General features: G+C 63.9%; 17 protein-coding genes and 2 tRNA genes. 13 read left to right on the top strand and 6 right to left on the bottom strand.

The window, feature by feature from the left end; genetic code table 11:
• Positions 1-123: 123 nt before the first annotated feature.
• Entirely contained in the window at positions 124-1,329 is a 1,206-nt protein-coding gene (locus tag M2D63_RS02735; protein ID WP_285861245.1) for an MFS transporter, read from the bottom strand.
• Positions 1,330-1,513: 184 nt separating this feature from the next.
• Between M2D63_RS02735 and M2D63_RS02730 the strand changes: the two genes are divergently transcribed.
• Both M2D63_RS02730 and M2D63_RS02725 read left to right on the top strand, forming a co-directional pair.
• Positions 1,514-2,659: a TDT family transporter gene (locus M2D63_RS02730; RefSeq protein WP_285861244.1), complete on the top strand. Its 1,146-nt coding sequence runs from the start codon at positions 1,514-1,516 to the stop codon at positions 2,657-2,659.
• A gap of 79 nt (positions 2,660-2,738) precedes the next feature.
• The gene (locus M2D63_RS02725) at positions 2,739-4,613 is read left to right on the top strand and encodes an MFS transporter (protein WP_285861243.1); all 1,875 of its coding nucleotides are present in this window, start codon (positions 2,739-2,741) and stop codon (positions 4,611-4,613) included.
• Positions 4,614-4,629: 16 nt separating this feature from the next.
• On the opposite strand, the gene sugE is transcribed toward M2D63_RS02725, so the two are convergent.
• The gene (gene sugE / locus M2D63_RS02720) at positions 4,630-4,947 is read right to left on the bottom strand and encodes a quaternary ammonium compound efflux SMR transporter SugE (protein WP_285861242.1); all 318 of its coding nucleotides are present in this window, start codon (positions 4,945-4,947) and stop codon (positions 4,630-4,632) included.
• A gap of 216 nt (positions 4,948-5,163) precedes the next feature.
• Positions 5,164-6,084: a recombination-associated protein RdgC gene (rdgC, locus tag M2D63_RS02715; protein WP_285861241.1), complete on the bottom strand. Its 921-nt coding sequence runs from the start codon at positions 6,082-6,084 to the stop codon at positions 5,164-5,166.
• 160 nt (positions 6,085-6,244) lie between these two features.
• Here rdgC and M2D63_RS02710 point away from each other — a divergent pair.
• The 10 genes from M2D63_RS02710 (at position 6,245) to M2D63_RS02665 (ending at position 17,517) form a co-directional block, all read left to right on the top strand.
• Positions 6,245-6,320: transfer RNA gene (locus M2D63_RS02710), tRNA-Val, on the top strand.
• Positions 6,321-6,336: 16 nt separating this feature from the next.
• Positions 6,337-6,413: transfer RNA gene (locus M2D63_RS02705), tRNA-Asp, on the top strand.
• Between the two features lie 328 nt (positions 6,414-6,741).
• Positions 6,742-10,779, top strand: coding sequence for a bifunctional nitrate reductase/sulfite reductase flavoprotein subunit alpha (locus M2D63_RS02700; RefSeq protein ID WP_285861240.1), 4,038 nt, complete (start codon positions 6,742-6,744; stop codon positions 10,777-10,779).
• A 273-nt stretch (positions 10,780-11,052) separates the two neighbouring features.
• Complete coding sequence (gene nirB, locus M2D63_RS02695) at positions 11,053-13,611, top strand: nitrite reductase large subunit NirB (protein WP_285861239.1); 2,559 nt, start codon at positions 11,053-11,055, stop codon at positions 13,609-13,611.
• Entirely contained in the window at positions 13,611-13,973 is a 363-nt protein-coding gene (nirD, locus tag M2D63_RS02690) for a nitrite reductase small subunit NirD (RefSeq protein WP_285861238.1), read from the top strand. Before nirB ends, nirD begins: the two co-directional genes overlap by 1 nt.
• Positions 13,974-14,096: 123 nt before the next feature.
• Positions 14,097-15,029: a pca operon transcription factor PcaQ gene (pcaQ, locus tag M2D63_RS02685; RefSeq protein WP_285861237.1), complete on the top strand. Its 933-nt coding sequence runs from the start codon at positions 14,097-14,099 to the stop codon at positions 15,027-15,029.
• 227 nt (positions 15,030-15,256) lie between these two features.
• Positions 15,257-15,985, top strand: a complete 729-nt coding sequence (locus M2D63_RS02680) for an FKBP-type peptidyl-prolyl cis-trans isomerase (RefSeq protein WP_285861236.1) — start codon at positions 15,257-15,259, stop codon at positions 15,983-15,985.
• Positions 15,986-16,268: 283 nt separating this feature from the next.
• Entirely contained in the window at positions 16,269-16,709 is a 441-nt protein-coding gene (locus tag M2D63_RS02675) for a YkvA family protein (RefSeq protein WP_285861235.1), read from the top strand.
• Positions 16,710-16,807: 98 nt separating this feature from the next.
• Positions 16,808-17,152 (top strand): helix-turn-helix transcriptional regulator, encoded by a 345-nt coding sequence (locus M2D63_RS02670; RefSeq protein ID WP_285861234.1) that lies wholly within the window; start codon positions 16,808-16,810, stop codon positions 17,150-17,152.
• Complete coding sequence (locus M2D63_RS02665) at positions 17,149-17,517, top strand: hypothetical protein (protein WP_028943624.1); 369 nt, start codon at positions 17,149-17,151, stop codon at positions 17,515-17,517. Before M2D63_RS02670 ends, M2D63_RS02665 begins: the two co-directional genes overlap by 4 nt.
• On the opposite strand, the gene M2D63_RS02660 is transcribed toward M2D63_RS02665, so the two are convergent.
• Together M2D63_RS02660 and M2D63_RS02655 are read right to left on the bottom strand one after the other, a co-directional pair.
• Complete coding sequence (locus M2D63_RS02660; RefSeq protein WP_285861233.1) at positions 17,499-19,271, bottom strand: bifunctional diguanylate cyclase/phosphodiesterase; 1,773 nt, start codon at positions 19,269-19,271, stop codon at positions 17,499-17,501. The genes M2D63_RS02665 and M2D63_RS02660 overlap by 19 nt on opposite strands.
• 122 nt (positions 19,272-19,393) lie before the next feature.
• Positions 19,394-21,481 (bottom strand): carboxy terminal-processing peptidase, encoded by a 2,088-nt coding sequence (locus tag M2D63_RS02655; protein ID WP_285861232.1) that lies wholly within the window; start codon positions 21,479-21,481, stop codon positions 19,394-19,396.
• 140 nt (positions 21,482-21,621) lie between these two features.
• Between M2D63_RS02655 and M2D63_RS02650 the strand changes: the two genes are divergently transcribed.
• A complete protein-coding gene (locus M2D63_RS02650; protein ID WP_285861231.1) occupies positions 21,622-22,584 on the top strand; it encodes an NAD(P)H-quinone oxidoreductase in 963 nt (320 codons plus the stop codon).
• 69 nt (positions 22,585-22,653) lie between these two features.
• On the opposite strand, the gene M2D63_RS02645 is transcribed toward M2D63_RS02650, so the two are convergent.
• Positions 22,654-23,307, bottom strand: coding sequence for an HAD family phosphatase (locus M2D63_RS02645; RefSeq protein WP_285861230.1), 654 nt, complete (start codon positions 23,305-23,307; stop codon positions 22,654-22,656).
• Positions 23,308-23,328: the final 21 nt, after the last annotated feature.

Raw genomic sequence — 23,328 nt, 5'->3', positions numbered from 1 at the left:
TCCGAAACAAAAAGGTGGATCCGCCGCCGGCACAACGGCAAACCTCGATCAATCAGTCTGGCACGCCGCCGGCGCTTCGTCAGCGCCGACGATGGTCGCAGTGGCAGAGCGTCGCAGGGCGGCTCAGGCCAGGGCCTGGTCGACCTGGCCGGAACCCGGGCGCGCGCCCAGGTAATAGAACAGCGCTGCCAGCAGCACCGAACCGATCAACAGGTAGAAGGTCGCCACCGGCACCAGGTGCGCCAGGGCGAAGCCGCAGATCACCGGCCCCAGTGCCGCGCCGAGGTTGGACAGGTTCTGTGCGCCGTAATACACCCCGCGCAGGTGTTCGGGGGCAATGCTGTCGATGAACATGTACTCGGCCGGGATGACGATGATTTCGCCCAGGGTAAACACCAGCATCGCCAGGCACCAGACCAGCAGCGAGCTGGCCATGGAGAAGCCGAGCAGGCCGGCGAGGAACAGCGCCATCCCGGCCAGCAGCCAGGGCATCAACTGGCGGCTGTTGATGCGCCGGCCGATCACGTACTGCAGGGCGATGACCGTGACGGCGTTGGTGGCCACCAGGTAGCTGATGTAGTGCGCCGCCTGGCTGGCGCTGCTGGTCACCACCAGGTACTGCGACAGGTAGGCGGTGAACTGGCCGAACACCACGGCGCTGAGGGCGCCGCCCAGGGTGAAGCAGATCAGCCGGCGGTCCTTGAGCAGTTGTACGCCGACGCTGGCAAAGCCGGCCGGCGCTGCGCCGTCCTGGACCGCCCGCGCCGAACGCTCGCCCCAATGCCGGTAGCACAGGCAGGTGACCAGCCCCAGCAGGGCGGACAGCAGGAACGGCAGGTGGCTGTCGAACAGCACCAGGGCCACGCCGACAAAGGGCCCCACGGCATAGGCGACGTTGCTCAGGGTGTACTTGATCGAGAACACCTCGGCGCGTTCCTCAACCGGCAGCAGGGCGCAGAAGCCGGCCTTGGCGGCAATATCGACCACCGCCAGGGCCAGGTTGATCAGCACCAGGCTGATGAAGAACAGGCTCAGTTCGCGGCTGATCACGGCGGCCACGAAGGCCAGGGCAAAGACCAGGGTCGAGGCGATGATCACCGTGTAGCTGCGCAGGGTGTCGATCAGGTAGCCGCCATACAGGCTCAATAGCGAAGCGACGATCAGCGCGCCGCCGATCACCAGGCCGATTCCGCTGATGTCGAGGGTGAAATTTTCCGCGAGGTAAACCACCAGGTAGGGCAGGGTGATGGCCCGGGCCAGGGTCAGGATAAACGTGGTAGCCAGCAACAGGCGCACCTGCGGGCTGTAGCGCATTACGGCAGCGAGCATTGTCACTTCCTTGTTATTAGTGCAGTAAGCCGTCCGGCTCCCAGCATACGCCTGGGCACCGGTGATGTAACAGTGGATGTCTATATCTACAAAATAGATAACAGATAGAGAAAATACCCGTTATATGGATATTCTTTACGGGCATAAGATGGTCACACCTCACTGGACAACAGGAGACCTGACCATGGCTTGCCTGCAACACACCGCTTCCCCGTTTCGCCCGTTGAGCCACCTGGCTCACCCGCGGGAAGTGATCCGTCAATTCACCCCCAACTGGTTTGCCGCGACCATGGGCACCGGGGTGCTGGCCCTGGCCCTGATGCAACTGGGCATGAACAGCCTGCACGGCGTGGCCGAAGCCCTGTGGTGGCTGACCATTTGCCTGTTCGTGCTGTTCAGCGTGCTCTACACCGCACGCTGGGTGCTGTTCTTCGATGAGGCCCGGCGGATCTTCGCCCACTCCACCGTGTCGATGTTCTTCGGCACCATCCCCATGGGGCTGGCGACCATCCTCAACGGCTTTCTGCTGTTCGGCATCAACCGCTGGGGCGAGGGCATCGTGCCCTGGGTCGAGGCCTTGTGGTGGTTCGATGTCGCCCTGGCGCTGCTGTGCGGCGTGGCCATTCCCTACCTGATGTTCACCCGCCAGGAGCACAGCATCGACCAGATGACCGCGGTCTGGCTGCTGCCGGTGGTGGCCGCTGAAGTCGCCGCCGCCAGTGGCGGCCAGCTGGCGCCACACCTGCTCGACGCCCATGCCCAGTTCCTGGTGCTGATCACCAGCTATGTATTGTGGGCAGTGTCGCTGCCGGTGGCCTTCAGCATCCTGACCATCCTCATGCTGCGCATGGCCCTGCACAAGCTGCCCCATGCCAACATGGCCGCCTCCAGCTGGCTGGCGCTGGGCCCCATCGGTACCGGGGCGCTGGGCATGTTGCTGCTGGGCGCCGATGCCCCGGCGATCTTCGCCGCCAACGGCTTCGGTGAACTGGGCGAGATTGCCCGCGGTCTGGGCCTGGTGGCCGGTATCGTGTTGTGGGGCGCGGGGCTGTGGTGGTTGCTCACCGCCGTGCTGATCACCCTGCGCTATATCCGCCATGGCATGCCGTTCAATCTGGGCTGGTGGGGCTTCACCTTCCCGCTGGGCGTCTACAGCCTGGCGACCCTCAAGCTCGGTGCCTGGCTGGGGCTGGCGTTCTTCCAGCACATGGGCCTGGTGCTGGTGGTGATGCTCGCCGCGCTGTGGATGATGGTCGCCAGCCTGACCCTGCGCGGCGCCTGGCGCGGTGAGCTGTTCGTCTCGCCATGTCTTGCCGGGTTACACAAGTAGATTGCATTTACCTGAGTGAGTGTGGCTTTGTGCGGCCTGCGTGCCTCTTACAACAAAGCCACCCTCAGGTACACGATTGATGAGTCAAGCCTCGCAATTCAGCCTCCTTGGCAAACGACGCTTCCTGCCGTTCTTCATCACCCAGTCGCTGGGCGCCTTCAACGACAACCTGTTCAAGCAGTCGCTGATCCTGGCGATTCTCTACAAGCTGGCGATCGAGGGTGACCGCTCGATCTGGATCAACCTCTGCGCCTTGTTGTTCATCCTGCCGTTCTTCCTGTTCTCGGCCCTGGCCGGACAGTTTGGCGAGAAATACGCCAAGGATGCGCTGATCCGCCTGATCAAGCTGGCCGAAATCGGCATCATGGCCATCGGTGCCGTCGGCTTTCTGACCAACCACCTGAGCCTGATGCTGCTGGCGCTGTTCGCCATGGGCACCCATTCGGCGCTGTTCGGCCCGGTCAAGTACTCGATCCTGCCCCAGGCCCTGCATGAGCAGGAGCTGGTCGGCGGTAACGGCCTGGTGGAAATGGGTACCTTCCTGGCGATCCTGGCCGGCACCATTGGCGCCGGGATCATGATGTCCAACACCCACTATGCGCCGGTGGTGGCTTGCGCCGTGGTCGCGGTGGCGGTGCTGGGCTACCTGTCCAGCCGCTGGATTCCCCGGGCCGCCGCCGCATCGCCGCAGATGAAACTGGACTGGAACATCTTCACCCAGTCCTGGGCGACCCTGCGCCTGGGCCTGGGCCAGACTCCGGCGGTGTCGCGCTCGATTGTCGGCAACTCGTGGTTCTGGTTCGTTGGCGCCATCTACCTGACCCAGATTCCGGCCTACGCCAAGGACTGGCTGCATGGCGACGAGACCGTGGTCACCCTGGTACTGACCCTGTTTTCGGTGGGCATCGCCCTGGGCTCCCTGCTCTGTGAGCGCTTGAGCGGGCACAAGGTGGAAATCGGCCTGGTGCCGTTCGGCTCCTTCGGCCTGACCCTGTTCGGCTTGCTCTGGTGGTGGCATTCGGGGGATGTCCCGGCGGCCGCGACGCCCCATGACTGGCTGGTCCTGCTGGGCATGGCCGAAGCCTGGTGGATTTTGCTGGCGATCGTCGGCCTGGGGATTTTCGGCGGCTTCTATATCGTGCCGCTGTATGCCCTGATCCAGTCGCGCACTCCGGTGCAGGAGCGCTCGCGGGTGATCGCCGCCAACAACATCCTCAATGCGCTGTTCATGGTGGTGTCGGCCATCGTCACCATCGTCCTGCTGAGCCTGGCCGAGCTGAGCATTCCCCAGCTGTTCCTGGTGGTGTCGTTGCTCAATATCGGCGTCAACGCCTACATCTTCCGCATCGTCCCCGAGTTCACCATGCGTTTCATGATCTGGCTGCTCAGCCATTCCATGTACCGGGTCAAGCACCGTGACTTGCAGTTGATTCCGGATCAAGGCGCGGCGTTGCTGGTGTGCAACCACGTGTCGTTCGTCGATGCGCTGCTGATCGGCGGGGCCGTGCGCCGGCCGATCCGCTTTGTCATGTACTACAAGATCTACCGCTTGCCGGTGCTCAACTTCATCTTCCGCACCGCCGGCGCCATTCCCATCGCCGGGCGCAACGAAGATGCCCGCACCTACGAGCAGGCGTTCAAGCAGATTGCCGCGTACCTGGCGGCGGGCGAGTTGGTGTGCATCTTCCCGGAAGGCAAGTTGACCAGCGATGGCGAGATCGACGAGTTCAAGGGCGGCTTGAGCCGGATCATCGAGCAGACCCCGGTGCCGGTGATTCCCATGGCCCTGCAGGGCTTGTGGGGCAGCTTCTTCAGCCGCGATCCGGCCAAGGGTTTTTTCCGTCGCTTGTGGTCGCGGGTGACCCTGGTGGCCGGCGACGCCGTTCCGGTGGAATCGGCGCAGCCGGCGATGCTGCGTGAGCGGGTCAGCCAGTTGCGTGGCGACGTGCGCTAGGAGGGGAGGGGTCAGGTCAGCTGGTGCTGACCTTGAGGCCGACCAGGCCGCTGACGATCAGCGCGACACTGGCCAGGCGCACCAGCGCCATGGATTCGCCGAACAGGATGATGCCGGCGATCACCGTGCCGACTGCACCGACACCGGTCCAGATGGCGTAGGCAGTGCCCAGGGGCAGCTCCTTCATGGCCAGGCCCAGCAAGCCGAGGCTGATGACCATGGCGCCAACGGTGAGGATGGTGGGCAGGGGGCGGGTGAAACCGTCGGTGTACTTGAGCCCGACAGCCCAGCCTACTTCGAACAGGCCGGCGAAAAACAGGATGATCCAGGACATGCAAAAGCTCCATCAAAGTGATGGGGCCGTCCCCCGGAATGATCACGCAAAGCGTCGTGAGGTCGTCCCCACAGTGGGCAATATAGTGCCCAATCTAGAATTCTTGGGCAAGTCTGTGGGAGCGGGCTTGCCCCGCGATGCGGTATTACTGACGGTACGCAATCGCGGGACAAGCCCGCTCCCACAGAGGCGGTGCATGTCCCGCGATCGAGGTGATCAGATCCCCTGCGGAATCTCTTCGCCGCCCAGCGCTTCGAACAGCGCCGGCAGGAACTCGCCGAAGGTCAGCATCATCAGGGTGAAGCTGGCATCGAGCTGGCCCAGGGCTTCATCGCCGCCGTCTTCTTCGGCCTGGTCCTGCAGCAGTTCTTCAAAGCGCAGGCGCTTGATCACCATCTTGTCGTCGAGCACGAACGACAGCTTGTCCTGCCAGGCCAGGGACAGTTGGGTCACCACCTTGCCGGTACCCAGGTGCAGCTGGATCTCGTCGCTGGTCAGGTCCTGGCGCTTGCAGCGCACGATGCCACCGTCTTCGTGGGTGTCGCGCAGTTCGCATTCGTCGAGGACGAAGAAGTCCGGCGCCGCCTGCTGGGTCTTGACCCAGTCGGTCATGGTCGCGCTCGGGGCGATCTTCACGGTGACCGGACGCACCGGCAGCGAACCCATCACTTCGCGCAGGGTCGAGAGCAGGTCTTCGGCACGCTTGGCGCTGGCCGAGTTGACCAGGATCAGGCCCTGCTTGGGGGCAATGGCGGCGAAGATCATCGAGCGGCGGATAAAGGCGCGCGGCAGGAAGGCCTGGATGATCTCGTCCTTGATCTGGTCGCGCTCCTTCTTATAGACCTTGCGCATCTGCTCGGCTTCGATCTCGTCGATCTTCTCCTTGACCGCATCGCGCACCACGCTACCCGGCAGGATACGTTCTTCCTTGCGTGCGGCGATCAGCAGGAAGTCACCGCTGACGTGGACCAGGGGCGCATCCTCGCCTTTGCCGAACGGGGCGACGAAACCGTAAGTGGTCAACTCCTGGCTGGCGCAAGGGCGCGCCGGCTTGCTGGCCAGTGCGGTTTCCAGCGCTTCGGGATCGAACGGGACATCCTGGGTCAGGCGGTAGGTCAGCAGGTTTTTGAACCACATTGGGTGAATCTCTCCTTAATACATAAGGAGGGCATTATTCTCCGAGCGGGCGCTTCAGGCCAAGTCTGCTAAGTCTTTGGAACGCCTGAAAAAAATTTTTAAAAAAGTGCTTGCCAGAGTAATCGGTGCTCCGTAGAATGCGCGCCACACCGAGACGAAAGGGTGATTAGCTCAGCCGGGAGAGCATCTGCCTTACAAGCAGAGGGTCGGCGGTTCGATCCCGTCATCACCCACCATCTCTCAGTGTATCGCGCGGCGGTAGTTCAGTCGGTTAGAATACCGGCCTGTCACGCCGGGGGTCGCGGGTTCGAGTCCCGTCCGCCGCGCCATATATCGCTTCCAGGGCCCACTGAACACCCGGAAGCAACAGAGAAAGCGACCTTAGGGTCGCTTTTTTTGTTTCTGCCTTCTGACAGCCATCGTGCCTCGCCATGGTGCAGTTCTCCCCAAGTCGGTGCGCCTGTGCCGTGCTGTTGCGGGATCACCCCACGTCTTTTCAGGGCTGCGCAAACTGGCGCGGGCCTTGCTTATGCCTGTCTATCCGGCAATCAACGCAGATTGCCCCGTTCACGACAAAGGCGCCGTGTTGCTCCTGCTTGTTTTCACAAGCCGGGGCAGCAGGGCGCCTTTTTGTTTGCGCAAGCAGGAGGTAGGCAGATGAGCAGCACCAGCGTGCGCAGTGTTTGCCCGTATTGTGGTGTCGGTTGCGGCATCGTCATGAGCGTCGAAGGCAACCGGGTGACCAAGGTCAGCGGCGACAAACAGCACCCGAGCAATTTCGGCCGGTTGTGCACCAAGGGCCTGACCGCCCACCAGCCGCTGCACGATTCCGGGCGCATGGAGCAGGCTTACCTGCGCAACGAGCGTCAGCGCGATCCGGTACAGACCGGCGTAGACACGGCCATCGAGCAGGCCGCGCAGCGTCTGCGGGCCATTGTCGACGAGCACGGGCCCGATGCCCTGGCCTTTTATGTCTCCGGGCAGATGTCGCTGGAAGCCCAGTACCTGATCAACAAGTTGGCCAAGGGTTTCGTCCGCAGTCGGCACATCGAGTCCAACTCGCGCCTGTGCATGGCCAGCGCCAGCAGTGGCTACAAGTTGTCGCTGGGGGCCGACGGGCCACCGGGCAGCTATGAGGATTTCGACCGCGCCGAGGTGTTCCTGGTGATCGGGGCGAACATGGCCGACTGTCATCCGATCCTGTTCCTGCGCCTGCTCGACCGGCTCAAGGCCGGCGCCCGGCTGATCGTGGTCGATCCACGGCGCAGCGCCACCGCCGACAAGGCCGACCTGTTCCTGCAGATCCGCCCCGGCACCGATCTGGCGCTGCTCAACGGCCTGCTGCACCTGCTGCACAAGAACGGCCACACCGACGCCGATTTCATTGCCCGCCACACCGAGGGCTGGGAGGCCATGCCGGCCTTTCTCGAGGATTACACCCCCGAGCGAGTCGCCGCCATCACCGGCCTTGCCGAAGCCGACATCCGCCAGGCCGCGCAATGGATCGGCCAGGCCCCGGAGTGGATGAGCTGCTGGACCATGGGCCTGAACCAGAGCATCCATGGCACCTGGCAAACCAACGCACTGTGCAACCTGCACCTGGCCACCGGTGCCCTCTGCCGGCCGGGCAGCGGTCCCTTTTCCTTGACCGGCCAACCCAATGCCATGGGCGGGCGGGAGATGGGCTACATGGGGCCGGGGCTGCCGGGGCAACGCTCGGCACTGGTGGAGGCGGATCGCAGCTTTGTCGAACAGCTGTGGAAGATCCCCGCCGGCAGCCTGCGCAGCGAAGCGGGCGACGGCACCGTGGCGCTGTTCGACAGCCTGGCCGCCGGACGGATCAAGGCCTGCTGGATCATCTGCAGCAACCCGGTGGCCAGCGTTGCCAACCGCCAGCAGGTGATCGACGGCCTGCAGGCGGCGGAGCTGGTGATCACCCAGGATGCCTTCCTCGACACCGAGACCAACCGCTACGCCGACATCCTCCTACCCGCCGCACTGTGGGCCGAGGGCGAGGGCGTGATGATCAACTCCGAGCGCAACCTGACCCTGATGAGCAAGGCGATCGATCCGCCCGGCGACAGCCTGCCCGACTGGCAGATCATCGCCCGTATCGCCTGTGCGATGGGCTACGCCGAGGCCTTCAGCTATGCCGATGCCGAGGCGGTGTTCGAGGAAATCCGCCAGGCCTGGAACCCGGCCACCGGTTACGACCTGCGCGGTGTCAGCTACAGCGGTTTGCGTCAGGCACCTCAACAGTGGCCGTGCCAGCCGCAACGTGACAATCCGCGTAGCCCGTTGCGCTATCGCAACGACGGCCTCAGCCAGGCCCTGTTCCGTGACGAGCAAGGCCAGGTGCCGGCCATCGCCTTCCCCACGGCCAACGGCAAGGCGCGCTTTTTCGCCCGGCCCTGGCTGCCGCCGGCCGAGCAGCCGGACGATGCCTTTCCCTTGGTGCTGAACACCGGCCGGGTCCAGCACCAATGGCACACCCTGACCAAGACCGGCAAGGTGGCGACTCTGAACAAGCTCGATCCCGGCCCGTTCCTGGAGATTCATCCCGAGGATGCTACACGCCTGGGCATCGCCGAGATGGACCAGGTCCAGGTGAGTTCGCGACGTGGAAAAGCGCTGCTGCCGGCGCGGATCACCACGCGGGTGCTGCCGGGCAACTGCTTTGCGCCGTTTCACTGGAACGATGTCTATGGCGACAACCTGGCGGTCAACGCCGTCACCAGCGACGCAGTCGATCCCGTGTCGCTACAACCGGCGTTCAAGTATTGCGCGGTGACCCTGGAGCGGGTCGCTGGTGAACGTATTCCTGCCACCCCGATCGACCAGGAGCAGTCTGCCATGCCCACCGACACCCTGAGCCGCCTGCTCGGCCTGGACCCCCGGGTTGAACTGGCCCTGGCCGAAGACGAACAACAGTACATGCAGGGCTTCGTCCTCGGCCTGCGTAGCGCGCAGGCCCGGCTCGACGGTGTACCAACCCTGCCGGCCAGTGCTCCGCTGGCGCCCGCGCGGCGCTTGTTGGTCGACGGCCTGCTGGCCGGGTTGTACTCACGCAGTGCCCAGCCCCAGGCGTTGCCGCTGAATGCGCCGGAGCAAGCCCGGCATCTGCTGCTCTGGGCTTCGCAGACCGGCAATGGCCAGGCCCTGGCCGAACACTGCGCCGAGCGTCTGCGCCAGGCCGGTCTTGCCGTGCAACTGAGCTGCATGGAGGAGGTGGCCATGGCGCAACTGGACGGTGCCGCCAGCCTGTTGCTGATCGCCAGCACCTTTGGCGACGGCGATGCGCCGGACAGCGGCGCGGCCTTCTGGCAAAGCCTGCACGGTGAGCAGGCCAGCCGTTGCGCCGGCTTGCCCTATGCCGTACTGGCGCTGGGCGACTCCAGTTACGAACAGTTCTGTGGCTTTGGCCGCAAGCTCGACCAGCGCCTGGCTGAGCTGGGTGCCCAACGTCTGCTGGAGCGAGTCGATTGTGAGGGGGACTTCGACGAGCCGGCCGGGCAGTGGCTGAACGCTTTGCTCGACAAACTCGGCAGTACGCCTGAACCAGTGACCACGGCAGCATCTGCAGCGACCCGCTTCAGCAAGCAGCAACCCTTGCCGGCACGCCTGCTCGACAACCGTTTGCTCAACAGCCCCGGTGCGACCAAGGAAACCCGGCAACTGGTATTCGATCTGGCCGACAGCGGCTTGAGCTACCAGGCCGGTGACGCCCTGGGCGTGTGGCCGCGCAACTGCCCGGCACTGGTGGATGAATGGCTGACAGCGACCCGACTCGACGCAAGGCAGTCGGTCAGCCTCAAGGGCCAGGCCGACATGCCTCTGGGCGAAGCGCTGGCCGGGTATCTGGAGATTGCCCGGATCAGCCCGAAGATGCTCGAAACCTTTGCCCGGCACAGCAGTCACTCATCGCTGGCGGACCTGCTCAAACCCGAGAACAAGGCCGCGCTCAAGGACTGGCTGTGGGGCAAGCAACTGATCGACCTGGTCCATGCGTTCGATCCGCAGCTGGACCTGGACACCTGGCTCGGCCTGCTCAAACCGCTGCAGCCGCGTCTGTACTCGATCAGCTCCAGCCCCAAGCAGCATCCCGGACAGGTTCACCTGACCGTTTCCACCGTTCGCTATGGCGCACGCAAGGGTGTGTGCTCGACCTATCTGGCTGATCGGGTGGGCGAGGACAAGGTGAGGATCTTCACCCAGCCGACCAGCCACTTTCGCTTGCCGGAGGACAGCAGCGCACCAGTGATCATGGTCGGCCCCGGCACCGGCGTCGCGCCGTTTCGCGCCTTTCTCCAGGAGCGTCAGGCCACCGGCGCCACGGGGCGCAACTGGCTGTTGTTCGGTGAGCAGAAGGCGGCCAGCGATTTCTATTACCGCGACGAACTGCTGGCCTGGCAGCGCGACGGCCACCTGACCCGGCTGGATACCGCGTTCTCCCGGGACCAGGCCGAAAAGATCTACGTCCAGCAGCGCATGCTCGAGCAAGGCGCCGAACTCTGGCGCTGGCTGGAGGAGGGCGGTCACTTCTATGTCTGTGGCGATGCCGAGCGCATGGCCCGTGACGTCGATGCAGCGCTCAAACAAGTGGTACGCGAGCACGGCGCGCTGAGTATTGAACAGGCAGAGGCCTATGTCAGCGAACTGAGCCGCAGCAAACGCTACCTGCGCGACGTGTATTGAATGCCCCATAAGGGGGAGGGCTGCACCAGCCTGGGTCGAAATCTGCTGCGATCAGCGGCGTTCAGGCCTTGAAAAGGCGGATTTTGGCAGTTGGCACGCTACCTGCTTTTGCAATAGTACAACGTTCTCGCGGGTCAATGGCGATCCGCACTGGAACTACATAAAACGACCAGGCAAAGGCGCCTGGAGCTTCGGCTCCAGGCGCCTTTTTTGTTTTTCGGGGTTCGCCCCTGCAGCACAGCCACCGTGAATGGCCTTGAGTGAGGATCAGGTATGAATGCAGCAACGACCATCATCCCGCGGGAAAAACTGATCATCGTCGGCAACGGCATGGTGGGGCATCACTGCGTCGAGCAGTTGATCGAACAGGGCGCCCTGGGTCGCTTCGAACTGCGGGTGTTCGGCGAGGAGCGTCAACGCGCCTATGACCGGGTGCACCTGTCGGAATACTTCAGTGGCAGCGATGCCGAAACCCTGGCAATGGGCGCTGCGGGCCAGTACGCCGAGCACGGCATTGCCCTGCACCTGGACGAGGCCGTGCTGGAGATCGACCGCGAACGCCGCGAGGTGGTTACCCCGGCCGGTCGTTATGCCTATGACCAGTTGATCCTGGCCACCGGTTCCTACCCCTTCGTGCCGCCGATCGAAGGCTGCGCAGGTGCTTCGCGCCTGGTCTATCGCACCCTCGACGACCTCGACGGCATCCGCGCAGCGGCGGCCGATGCCCGGCGTGGCGTGGTGGTCGGCGGTGGCCTGCTGGGCCTGGAAGCGGCCAACGCCCTCAAGTCCCTGGGCCTGGAAGCCCATGTGGTGGAGTTCGCCCCGCGCTTGATGCCGGTGCAACTGGATGCCGAGGGCGGCGCGGCCTTGCGGGCGCAGATCGAGGCGCTGGGGGTGGGCGTGCACCTGTCGCGGGCGACCCAGTCGGTGGTTGCCGGCGAAGACTATCGCTACCGGATGAACTTCGACGGCGGCGAGTTCCTCGAAACCGACCTGATCGTCTTTTCCGCCGGCATTCGTCCGCAGGATGCCCTGGGCCGCAGCAGCGGCCTGGAGGTCGCTGCCCGTGGTGGCGTGGTGATCGACAGCGCCTGCCGCACCAGCGACCCGCAGATCTTCGCCATCGGCGAATGCGCCTCGTGGAATGGCAGCGTGTTCGGCCTGGTGGCGCCGGGCTACAGCATGGCGCGCAACGTCGCGGCGGCGCTGGCAGGCAGTGAAGCCGCCAGCTTCACCGGCGCCGACATGTCGACCAAGCTCAAGCTGCTGGGTGTCGATGTCGGCTCCATCGGCGATGCCCATGGCGCCACGCCCGGTGCGCGCAGCTACCGCTTTATCGACGAGGCAGGTTCGGCCTACCGGCGCCTGGTGGTCGATGCCAGTGGCAAACAGGTGCTGGGGGCGGTGCTGGTGGGCGACAACAGCTACTACGACACCCTGCTGCAGTACGTGCAGAACGGCATTGCCCTGCCCGCCGACCCGGCGGCGCTGATCCTGCCGCAAACCGGCGGCGCCCCGACCCTGGGCGCCGATGCCCTGCCCGACAGCGCGACCATCTGCTCGTGCCATAACGTCAGCAAGGGTGCGATCTGCAAGGCCATCGACAATGGCTGTGGCGAGCTTGGCGAGCTCAAGCAGCAGACCAAGGCCTGCACCGGCTGCGGCGGGTGTGCGGCCTTGCTCAAGCAGGTGTTCGAGCATGAGCTGATCGCCCGGGGTGTCAGCGTCGACAAGAGCCTGTGCGAGCACTTCGCCTACACCCGCCAGGAGCTCTATGCGCTGGTGCGGGTCGAGGGCATCCAGAGCTTCGACGAGATGCTCGCCAAACATGGCCGCGGCCACGTCGGCTGCGACATCTGCAAACCCACCGTCGGCTCGATCCTGGCGTCCTGCTGGAACCAGCCGATCATGGACCCGTCGCTGGTGCCGCTGCAGGACACCAACGACACCTTCATGGCCAACATGCAGAAGAACGGTACCTATTCGGTGGTGCCGCGCATCCCCGGTGGCGAGATCACCCCGGACAAACTGATCGTCATCGGCCAGGTGGCGAAAAAATACGACCTCTACACCAAGATCACCGGCGGCCAGCGCATCGATCTGTTCGGCGCCCAGCTGCACGAGTTGCCGGCCATCTGGGGCGAACTGATCGAGGCCGGCTTCGAAACCGGCCACGCCTATGGCAAGTCCACGCGCACGGTCAAATCCTGCGTCGGCAGCACCTGGTGCCGCTATGGCGTGCAGGACAGCGTGCAGATGGCCCTGACCCTGGAAGACCGCTACAAGGGCCTGCGCTCGCCGCACAAGCTCAAGTTCGCAGTGTCCGGCTGCACCCGCGAATGCGCCGAGGCGCAGAGCAAGGACATCGGCGTGATCGCCACCGAGAAGGGCTGGAACCTGTACATCTGCGGCAACGGCGGCATGCGCCCGCGCCATGCCGAGCTGTTCGCCACCGACCTGGACGATGCCGGGCTGATCCGCACCATCGACCGGGTACTGATGTTCTACATCCGCACCGCCGACAAGCTGCAACGCACCTCGGTCTGGCGCGAGAGCCTGGAGGGTGGCCTGGACTACCTCAAGGCGGTGATCCTCGACGACAGCCTGGGCCTGGGTGCCGAGCTCGAAGCGCAGATGCAGCTGGTGGTCGATCGCTATGAATGCGAATGGGCCAATGCCCTGAAAGACCCGGAAAAGCTCAAACGCTTCCGGACCTTCGTCAACGACCAGCGGCCTGATCCGGGTGTGCATTTTGTCCGCGAGCGTGGCCAGCGCCGGCCGATCGGCGCCGCTGAACTTCATTTGATCCCGACCACTGAAGAGGTGCTGTGATGAGCCTGTCCAATGCTGCTGTAAACCTGCAAACCCAACGCTGGAGTGCCGTCTGTGGCCGCCAGGACCTGGTGGCGCACTCGGGCGTGGTGGTCTGGTTCGAAGGCCGGCAGGTGGCGCTGTTCTACCTGCCCGGGGAGGACAACCCGGTGTTTGCCATCGACAACCAGGACCCGAAGTCCGGGGCCAATGTGATCGGTCGTGGCCTGGTGGGGCATCTGAAGGGCGAGCTGGTGGTGGCGGCGCCTTTGTACAAGCAGCATTTCAGCCTGAATGACGGGCGTTGCCTGGAGGATGCGCAGCAGGCTCTGCAGGTGTGGCCGGTGCGGCTGCGCGGTGAGCAGGTGGAAATCGGCCTGTAGGCGCGGCGGTGCGGCGACCCGACTTGCCCCGCGATAGCGGTCTGTCAGTCACACCGCAATCGCGGGGCAAGCCCGCTCCCACAGCAATCGACAGTCCGCGCACGGCCCCGATAAACTCCGGGCATGAACCTAGACACCCGGATCAAATTCCGCCATCTGCTGTGCTTTCTCGAAATCGCCCGCCAGGGCAGTTTCGCCAAGGCCGCCGATGCCATGGCGATCAGTCAGCCAGCGATCTCCAAGACCCTCAAGGAGCTTGAAGACCTGCTGCAGACCCGCCTGTTCGAACGCAGCAAGCAGGGCGTCGAACTGACCCCGGCCGGCACGCGCTTCATGCGCTACGCCGGGCCCAGCGTGCAGGCCCTGCGCGAAGGGGTCAGTACCCTGCGCGGCGAGGAGCATGCGCCGCCACAGGTGCGTGTGGGGGTGCTGTCCACGGTCGAAAGCCTGTTGATGCCCGAGGTGCTCTGTCGCTTGCATCAGCGCCACGACGCCCTGGTGGTCAGCGTCGCCACCGGGCCCAGCGCGCACCTGCTGGCGCAGTTGCACGTCGGTGAACTGGACCTGGTGATCGGCCGCATGACCGACAGTCCGCAGATCCAGGGCCTGCTGTTCGAGCACCTGTACAGCGAGTCGATGTCGCTGGTGGTGCGTCCTGGCCATCCGCTGCTGGCGCGCCAGCCCATCGAGCGCAGCCAGGTGGGGCGCTATCCGCTGGTGCTGCCGCTGGCCGGCACCACCATTCGCAAGCACGCCGACAGCCTGTTCGTGCAGTGCGCCATCGAACAACCCGCGCAGCGCCTGGAAACCCTCTCGCCGGCCTTGAGCCGCCGTTACGTGCAAGGCAGCGATGCGGTCTGGGTCGCCCCGCGCGATGCCGTGCGCGTCGACCTGGGCCGGGGCGAGTTGTGCGAGCTGGACCTGGGCGTGCAGGAGCCGGGCGGTTCGGTGGGTATCTGCAGCAACGCCGCTTTGCCTCTGAGCCTGCCGGCCCGTTGGCTGTGCGAGGTGCTGCGCGAAGTAGCGGGGCAGTACCGCGACGGCAGCTACCCTTGAGATCCCTGCCATATTACAAACTGCTACAAAAACTCCGTTTGGACATTGCTCAAGTGTCAACAGCCGACAATACTGGCCACTGGCTGTAGCGTTGCATGAAGAAGCGTTTAACTGGCTGAACTTATCCGGCTTTTCTTGCTCTCATGCCGGTAGCCATTGGTCGTGGCCGCCTGATAAGCTCGCGGCTTTACTCGATTGCCCTTTTGGCGCATGAACAAGGAAATAGCATGAAACAGCATCGGTTGGCGGCTGCGGTTGCCCTGGTTGGTCTGGTCCTGGCGGGTTGCGATTCGCAGACCAGCGTCGAGCTCAAGACGCCGGCACAGAAAGCCTCCTACGGTATTGGCCTGAACATGGGCAAGAGCCTGGCTCAGGAAGGCATGGACGACCTTGATTCGAAAGCTGTTGCTCAAGGCATCGAAGATGCTGTCGGCAAGAAAGAACAGAAGATCAAGGACGAGGAACTGGTCGAAGCCTTTGCTGCCCTGCAGAAGCGTGCAGAAGAGCGCCTGGCCAAGATGAGCGAAGAGTCGGCCGCTGCCGGCAAGAAGTTCCTCGAAGAAAACGGCAAGAAGGCCGGTGTCGTCACCACCGCTTCGGGCCTGCAGTACGAAGTGATCAAGAAGGCCGACGGCGCCCAGCCAAAGCCGGATGACGTGGTCACCGTCCACTACGAAGGCAAGCTGATCGATGGCAAGGTCTTCGACAGCTCGGTGGAGCGTGGCAGCCCGATCGACCTGCCGGTCAGCGGCGTGATCCCGGGTTGGGTCGAAGGCCTGCAACTGATGCACGTCGGCGAGAAGTACAAGCTGTACATCCCGTCCGACCTGGCCTACGGCGCACAAAGCCCGAGCCCGATGATTCCGGCCAACTCGGTCCTGGTGTTCGAGCTGGAACTGCTGGGTATCAAGGATCAGGCCAAGGCCGACGCCGACGCCGACACCGCAGCCGAGTAAGCCGCACGCTGTATTGCCAACGCCCCGTCCCGACGGGGCGTTGTCGTTTCTGGCTTGGAGGTGAACCCTGCGCCGCTGCAAGCGTCTGAAAAACTGCGGTCGAACAGGAAATGGTGCAGGATAGGCAAAACGTTTGCGGCAATTGAAACAGGTGTGTAAAAAACGCCCGATTTGAGCGCGACCCTTGCCGGGCGGGCGCCGCGAGCCCGCGAAGGGGCTCTGTTCACAAGGTTATCCACAATAATTGTGGATAACCTTTCCTTGGTAACTAGCGGGAGGCTGTATGAAAGCACCGTGGAGTTTCGCCCGTTTCCTGCCCCTGGCCGAGCGTTTGCTCAGCCGTGGCCGACTGCCGGCGCTGATTTTCGCCGTGGCGCGCAAAGGGCCACGGCTCGGCAAGCTGCGCGAGGACGTGCGCCTGATGCAGGCCCTGTGCCTGGCCTGGTGGCGTGGCGAGTACCGCGCCATCAGCCCCAGGGCGCTGGTGACGGTGGTAGCCGGGCTGCTGTACTTCGTCAGCCCCCTGGATGCGATTCCCGACTGGTTGCTGGGTGTCGGCCTGCTCGATGACATCGCCGTGCTGGCCTGGGTGCTCAAGGCTGTTTCCGATGAGCTGGCAGCCTTCAGCGCCTGGCGCAAGCGCCAGGCACCGGAAAAGCTGCGGGTGGTCGAACGCCTGCCCGACACCCCCCAAGCCCTGCACCTGGAACATGAAAAAAGCTGATTGGCGCGCGCCCCCTGCACACCCCGGCTGGCTGGTTATATAATTGGCATAAGGGTTATGCCTACGGATTACATGCCGTAATCCTACAAGGGGGTTGTATGGGAATTCAGGTCATAAGCCGGGACGGTCAACCCGAGTATGCGGTTGTACCCTGGGATCAGTACCAGGCACTACTGAAAGCAGCGGGCCAGAGCGAGCCGGTTGCCGTTGAAAACACCAGTTCCACCCCATCACCCAGCGCAAGCGCCAGCCTGCCGAGTTTCAGCGAGCTGGCGCGTTTGCGTGAAAGCAAGGGCCTGGCGCCGGAGCAATTGGCACGCAGCGTCGGTATCAGCCCGGTGTACCTGGCCCTGATCGAAAGTGGCGAGCGTCAGCCGGATAACGCGATCCGTCGCAGCCTGGCCTGGGAGCTGGGCGTGGCCGGCTGGAGCGAGCCGTCGTGAGTAGCGTGCGGATCAGCCGCCAGCACTGGGACGGTCTGCTCGGCGAGCTGGACCTGGCTCGCCGCCAACGCCACCTGTTGACCTACCGTGCCCTGCTCGAACGCCTGCAATTGCCCAGCCCCGCCATGCAGACCCTGACTGCCGCCCTCGAGCATCTGGCCGCGCTGGATGCCCGGGCCGAGCAGCCGCTGCGCAGCTCGTTGGTGATCAGCCAGGGCGCCAGCCGCCTGCCGCGTACCGGTTTCTTCGAGTGCGTGGAGCGCCTGGGGCGTTTTTCCGGGCCGTCGGACGGCATGGCCGCCGCGTCCTGGCACGCCTCCGAAGTGGTCCGGGTGTTCGAGTACAGCTACCCCGAAGAGGCCTGAGCCGCCGGGTGGGTGTCGATCCGGTAGATACTCTGCCCGGGTATGTCCTTGGCCCGGTGCTTGGCCTGGGAGGCCAGTTCCGCCAGTTGTCCGGCATCCAGTTCGGCGCAGGCGTGCGGGTGCAGCAGCACCACACCGATCGACAGTGACAGCAAGGCGAACGTCTGCCGCAGCCCTTGGCGGTTGGACGCGATAAAGCAGCCGGCCTGCAAGTGTTCGGCGCGGTAGAAGCGCTGGCATTGCCGCGCAAAGTCCTCCAGCAGCCGCTGCAAGCGCTGTTCCCAATCCCCGGAACCGAGCACCAGCATGAAGTCGTCACCGCCGATATGGCCGACGAAGTCATGATGGGGATCGACCCGTTCATTCAGGCACTGGGCCAGGCACAGCAACACCTCGTCGCCACGGGCGTAGCCATAGAGGTCATTGAACGGCTTGAAACTGTCGATATCCACATAACAGATTGCCGCCGGGCGCTGCTGGTGCAGCAGCCGGGTCAGGCATTGCTGGATCGGCACGTTGCCGGGCAGCAGGGTCAGGGGGTTGGCATAGCGCGCCTGCTGGATCTTCTGTTCGGTGATCAGCTTGAGCACGTCGATCACCCGGCCCAGGCCCAGGTAGCGGCCATTGTGGGTGATGATGAAATCTTCCTCGATGCGCTGGCGGGCGCGGCTGGTGAGCAGGCGGCTGACCTGCTGCAGCGACTGCACCAGCTCCACGGCGAGAAAGTCATCGCTCATCAGCCGGCTGATCGGCTTGCGCGCGAACAGGTCGGTGGCGAAGGGTTTGAGCAGGGCATCGGACAGCGAGTGGCGGTGGACGATGCCGCACGGCTGGCGACGCTCGTTGAGCACCGCCAGGGAGTTGAGGTTGGCCTGGCGGCGGAACAGCTCCAGCACCTGCGCCGTCGGCGTGTCCCGGTTCACCGCGGGTTGTTCGTTGAGCAGGGCGGCGAGGTTGCCGCTGTCCTCGTTCAACACCTGGACCTCGCGGGGTGGCTGGCCGAGCATCTGCTGGACATCCCGGCACGGCTGTTCCTGGGGGCGGCCGAGCAGGTAACCCTGGACCAGGTCGACGCCCATGTCGGTCAGTACCTCCAGTTCCTCGGCCAGTTCGATGCCTTCGGCGATCACCTGGGCCCTCGACGCCCGGGCGATCTGCAGGATCGAGCCGACGAACTCGCGCTTGACCGCATCCAGGTGGATGCCGTCGATGAAGTGACGGTCGATCTTGACGTAGTCCGGGCGCAGTTCCGACCACAGCCGCAGGCTCGAATAACCGGCGCCCAGGTCGTCCAGGGCAATGGAAAAGCCCATGTCGCGGTAATGGTGCAGGGCATTGAACAACAGCTGGAAATCGTCTGTCGGGGTCTGTTCGGTCAACTCGATCACCACCCGGTCGGGCGACAGCCCCAGGTCGTGGAGCATCTTCAGGGTGCGCCCGGACTGGTACTGGGGTTCGAGCAGGGACTCGGGGGAGACGTTGAGAAACAGTTTGCCGTCCAGTCGTTGCTGGCTGAAGCGCCGGCACGCGCTTTCCCGGCAGGCCACTTCCAGTTCGGTCAGGCGCCCGGCGTGGCGGGCCACAGAGAACAGGTTCAGCGGCGAATGCAGCGGGCTGTTGGAGGGCCCGCGGCTCAAGGCTTCGTAGCCGAGGATGCGCCGCTCGGAGAGGCAGACAATGGGCTGGAACAGACTGTGCAAACTGCTTTGAGCAAGGATGGCGCTCAACGCACTGAGCTGTTCGGTCACGGTCATGGTGGCACTGCCTTGAAAAAAAAGGGACTGAGGCCAGCGGCGCTCAGTCCCTTATTTCACGACAGAATCGTGACTGTTTGATGACGCAATAGCGGCACAGTCACATTATCTTGCCATCACTTTCAGCGGTTGTTTTTCGCCACCGCCGAGTTCAGCCCCAGGTAGTCGAGCAGGATACGCCCGGACTCCGACAGGTAGGCGTCGTCTTCCGGCTTGGTATCGTCCGGCTCGATCGGCAGGGCGTCTTCGTCTTCTTTCTTCAGCTCCTTGAGCGGCTCCTCGCCCTTGGCCTTGCGCCGGGTGTTCTCCAGCGCCAGCTGCTTGCTTTCGATATCGGCATGCTGGGCACGGCGTTCGGCTTCGTTGAGGCTGACGGTCTTCTCGTTCATCAGCTTCTGGGTCAGCGCCAGGCGGTCGCGGATGTAGACGAACTCCGGATCCTTGGCCGTGCGGCTGTCGTGACGGGCCTTGAGCTGGGCCAGGAACGGCTTGAACGGGTCGACCGCAGGCCGGATCGCCGGGCGGATGGTGTCCCACGGCATGGCCTCGGGCAGGGCGCTCTCGCCGATTTCCTTGGTGTCGATGATCGACGGGTAGTCGATGTCCGGCAGCACGCCCTGGTGCTGGGTGCTCTGCCCGGAAACCCGGTAGAACTTGGCCAGGGTCAGTTTCAGCTCGCCATGGTTGAGCGGCTGGATGGTCTGCACGGTGCCCTTGCCGAAGGTCTGGCCGCCGAGGATCAGCGCGCGGTGGTAGTCCTGCATGGCGCCGGCGAAGATCTCCGAGGCCGAGGCCGACAGGCGGTTGACCACCAGGGCCAGCGGGCCCTTGTAGAAGGCGCCGTTGTTCTCGTCTTCGAGCACATCGACGCGGCCGTCGCTGTTGCGTACCAGCACCGTCGGGCCCTTGTCGATGAACAGGCTGGTCAGCTCGGTGGCTTCCTGCAGGGAACCGCCGCCGTTGTTGCGCAGGTCGATGACCACGCCGTCGACTTTTTCCTTCTGCAGTTCGGTGAGCAGCTTCTTCACGTCACGGGTGGTGCTCTTGTACTCCGGATCGCCGGCACGGAAGGCCTTGAAGTCCAGGTAGAAGGCCGGGATCTCGATGATGCCGAGCTTGTAGTCGCGGCCATCCTGCTTGAGTTTGAGCACCGATTTTTTCGCCGCCTGCTCTTCAAGCTTCACCGCCTCGCGGGTGATCGGCACGATCTTGCTGGTCTGGTCGTTCGGCGCATTGCTGGCCGGGATGACTTCCAGGCGCACCACCGAGCCTTTCGGCCCGCGGATCAGCTTGACCACTTCGTCCAGGCGCCAGCCGATCACGTCGACCATTTCCTTGTCGCCCTGGGCCACGCCGATGATCTTGTCGGCAGGCGCCACTTGCTTGGTCTTGGCGGCCGGGCCGGCCGGTACCAGGCGCACGATCTTGACCTGGTCGTTGTCGCTTTGCAGCACGGCGCCGATACCTTCGAGCGACAGGCTCATGTTGATATCGAAGTTTTCCGCGTTGTCCGGCGACAGGTAGTTGGTGTGCGGATCGTAGGACTGGGCGAAGGTGTTGATGTAGGCCTGGAAGATATCCTCGGCACGGGTCTGGTCCAGGCGCGTCAGCTGGTTCTTGTAGCGCTTGGTCAGCAGCTCCTGGATGGCCTTGTTCTCCTTGCCGGCGATCTTCAGGCGCAGCACTTCGTCCTTGACCCGTTTGCGCCACAGGTCGTCGAGTTCGGCCTGGTTCTTCAGCCACGGGGCGTCCTTGCGGTCGACCAGCAGGGTTTCCTTGGTGGTGAAGTCGAAGTTCTCGACGCCCTTGTTCAGCTCGGCCAGGGCGAAGTCCAGGCGCGATTTGACCCGGTCCAGGTAGCGCTTGTAGATGGTGAAACCGGGGTCGAGGTTGCCGCTCTTGAGGAAGTCGTCGAACTGGGTCTTCCACTTGTCGAATTCGGCGATGTCGCTGGCCAGGAAGTAGCTGCGGGCCGGATCGAGCAGCTTCAGGTAGCTGTCGTAGATAATGACGGAGCGCGCATCGTTGAGCGGCGGCTTGCTGTAGTGGTGGCGCTTGAGCAACTCGACCACATTGAGGCTGGCGACCACTTCGTCGCGCCCTGGCTGGAGTTTGTCCCAGCTGTTGCTGGCCCATGCATTGCCCGCCAGCGGCAGACTGCCCAGGCCGATCAACAGGGCTAGGGTGGTGCTTGGCAGAAAATGCTTCATGCTGAATCGACGTAGGGACAATTGATCACGCATAGTAGGCCGTCTTTGAATTCGCCGGTTCCATGAGAACCGGACGCATAATGCAGAAAGCCCGGGGCTTCAGCCCCCGGGCCCAGTCATGACTCAACTATGGAGGCACTGTGAAGGCATTGCAAGGCGTTGACGGACATGTGGAGTGGGTTGCGACGACAAGTCCTGCTTGCGATATCGGTCAAGTACGTATTCGAGTGGCCGCTGCCGGCCTCAATCGTGCCGACCTGCTGCAGCGCGCCGGGCTTTATCCACCGCCGCCGGGGGCCAGTGAATTCCTCGGCCTTGAGTGCGCCGGGGTGATCAGCGAAGTGGGCCCGGGATCGTCCTGGCAGGTGGGCGACCGGGTCTGCGCGCTGCTGGCCGGTGGCGGCATGGCCGAAGAAGTGGTGGTCGATGGCCGTCATGTGCTGCCGGTGCCTGAAGGCTTGAGCCTGCAGGAAGCGGCGGCGATCCCCGAAGTGTACGCCACGGCCTGGCTCAATGTGTTCCAGCTGGCGGGCCTCAAGCCCGGCGAGAAAGTGTTGCTGCATGCCGGCGCCAGCGGCGTGGGTTCGGCGGCGATCCAGCTGTGCAAGGCTTTTGGCAGCCCGTGCTGGGTCAGTGTCGGCTCCAGCGAGCGTCTGGCCTACTGCGAGAGCCTCGGCGCCACGGGTGGGGTGGTGCGGGGTGACGACATCAATGGCTTGAACGATTTCGGCCCGTTCGATGTGATCCTCGATCCGGTCGGGGCCAGTTACGCCGAGCTCAACCTCAAATTGCTGGCGCGGGACGGGCGCTGGGTGATCATCGGCCTGATGGGCGGGCGCAAGGCCGAGCTGGACCTGGCCCAGTTGCTGGTCAAGCGGGTGCAGGTGGTCGGCTCGACCCTGCGTACCCGTGACGATCAGTTCAAGGCCGATCTGCTCAGCGACCTGGGGCAGCAGGTGTGGCCGCTGTTCGCTGAAGGCCGGCTCAAGCCGCAGTTGGCCAAGGCTTATCCGATCAAGGATGCCGAGGCGGCGTTTGCCGAGCTGGCGAGCAACCAGGTGTCGGGCAAGCTGGTGCTGGTGATCGACGAGAGCCTGGTGTAGGCCGCTGATCGCGGGGCAAGCCCGCTCCTACACGCCTTGTAGGAGCGGGCTTGCCCCGCGATGAGGCCCTCAGCTCCAGGCGTGGATTGGCCAGCCTTTTTCCTCGGCCTGCTCACGCAGCACCGGATCCGGATTGACCACATGCGGGAAATCCACCTTCAACAATAGCGGCAGGTCATTGCGCGAGTCGGAATAGAAGCTCGCGCCTTCGAGGTTCTCTTCTTCCTGGTCCAGCCAATCCAGCAGGCGGGTAATCTTGCCTTCGCGGTAGGTCAGTACGCCCTTTGTTTTGCCGTTATAAACACCGTGCTCCAGGTCCAGTTCAATGCCGAGAATCTCGTCTATACCCAGGCGTTCGGCAATCGGCCGAACCAGGTGGGTGCCGGAGGCTGATATCACCAGAATCCGGTCACCGGCTTTACGGTGGGCTGCAATGGTTCTGGTTGCGTCACTGAAGATAATCGGTTCGATGAAGTCTTCAACCCAAGGGCCGACCAAGTGATCGACTTCCTCCGGGGTTCGGCCAATCAGCGGCTCCAGGCTGAAGGCCATGTAGTCCTCCATCGCCAGGTGGCCCCTGCCGTAGGCGTCCATCAACTCCTTGTCGCGGCGCATGAAGGATTCACCATCGACCCACCCCAGGCGGGCCATCTGCTCGCTCCACAGCGAAGCGCAGTCACCATGGATCAGGGTCTCGTCCAGATCGAAAATCGCTAGTGCCATGTTCAGTAAAACTCCTGTGCA

The sequence above is a fragment of the Pseudomonas sp. BJa5 genome (genome assembly GCF_030272875.2).
GTDB lineage: Bacteria > Pseudomonadota > Gammaproteobacteria > Pseudomonadales > Pseudomonadaceae > Aquipseudomonas.
Note: the sequence above shows the minus strand (reverse complement) of the source record. Positions and strands in the feature narration are given on the sequence as shown.

Coding starts and splice junctions, on each gene's coding strand:
- M2D63_RS02735 (WP_285861245.1), bottom strand. CDS start 1,329: ATGCTCGCTGCCGTAATGCGCTACAGCCCGCAGGTGCGCCTGTTGCTG.
- M2D63_RS02730 (WP_285861244.1), top strand. CDS start 1,514: ATGGCTTGCCTGCAACACACCGCTTCCCCGTTTCGCCCGTTGAGCCAC.
- M2D63_RS02725 (WP_285861243.1), top strand. CDS start 2,739: ATGAGTCAAGCCTCGCAATTCAGCCTCCTTGGCAAACGACGCTTCCTG.
- sugE (WP_285861242.1), bottom strand. CDS start 4,947: ATGTCCTGGATCATCCTGTTTTTCGCCGGCCTGTTCGAAGTAGGCTGG.
- rdgC (WP_285861241.1), bottom strand. CDS start 6,084: ATGTGGTTCAAAAACCTGCTGACCTACCGCCTGACCCAGGATGTCCCG.
- M2D63_RS02700 (WP_285861240.1), top strand. CDS start 6,742: ATGAGCAGCACCAGCGTGCGCAGTGTTTGCCCGTATTGTGGTGTCGGT.
- nirB (WP_285861239.1), top strand. CDS start 11,053: ATGAATGCAGCAACGACCATCATCCCGCGGGAAAAACTGATCATCGTC.
- nirD (WP_285861238.1), top strand. CDS start 13,611: ATGAGCCTGTCCAATGCTGCTGTAAACCTGCAAACCCAACGCTGGAGT.
- pcaQ (WP_285861237.1), top strand. CDS start 14,097: ATGAACCTAGACACCCGGATCAAATTCCGCCATCTGCTGTGCTTTCTC.
- M2D63_RS02680 (WP_285861236.1), top strand. CDS start 15,257: ATGAAACAGCATCGGTTGGCGGCTGCGGTTGCCCTGGTTGGTCTGGTC.
- M2D63_RS02675 (WP_285861235.1), top strand. CDS start 16,269: ATGAAAGCACCGTGGAGTTTCGCCCGTTTCCTGCCCCTGGCCGAGCGT.
- M2D63_RS02670 (WP_285861234.1), top strand. CDS start 16,808: ATGGGAATTCAGGTCATAAGCCGGGACGGTCAACCCGAGTATGCGGTT.
- M2D63_RS02660 (WP_285861233.1), bottom strand. CDS start 19,271: ATGACCGTGACCGAACAGCTCAGTGCGTTGAGCGCCATCCTTGCTCAA.
- M2D63_RS02655 (WP_285861232.1), bottom strand. CDS start 21,481: ATGAAGCATTTTCTGCCAAGCACCACCCTAGCCCTGTTGATCGGCCTG.
- M2D63_RS02645 (WP_285861230.1), bottom strand. CDS start 23,307: ATGGCACTAGCGATTTTCGATCTGGACGAGACCCTGATCCATGGTGAC.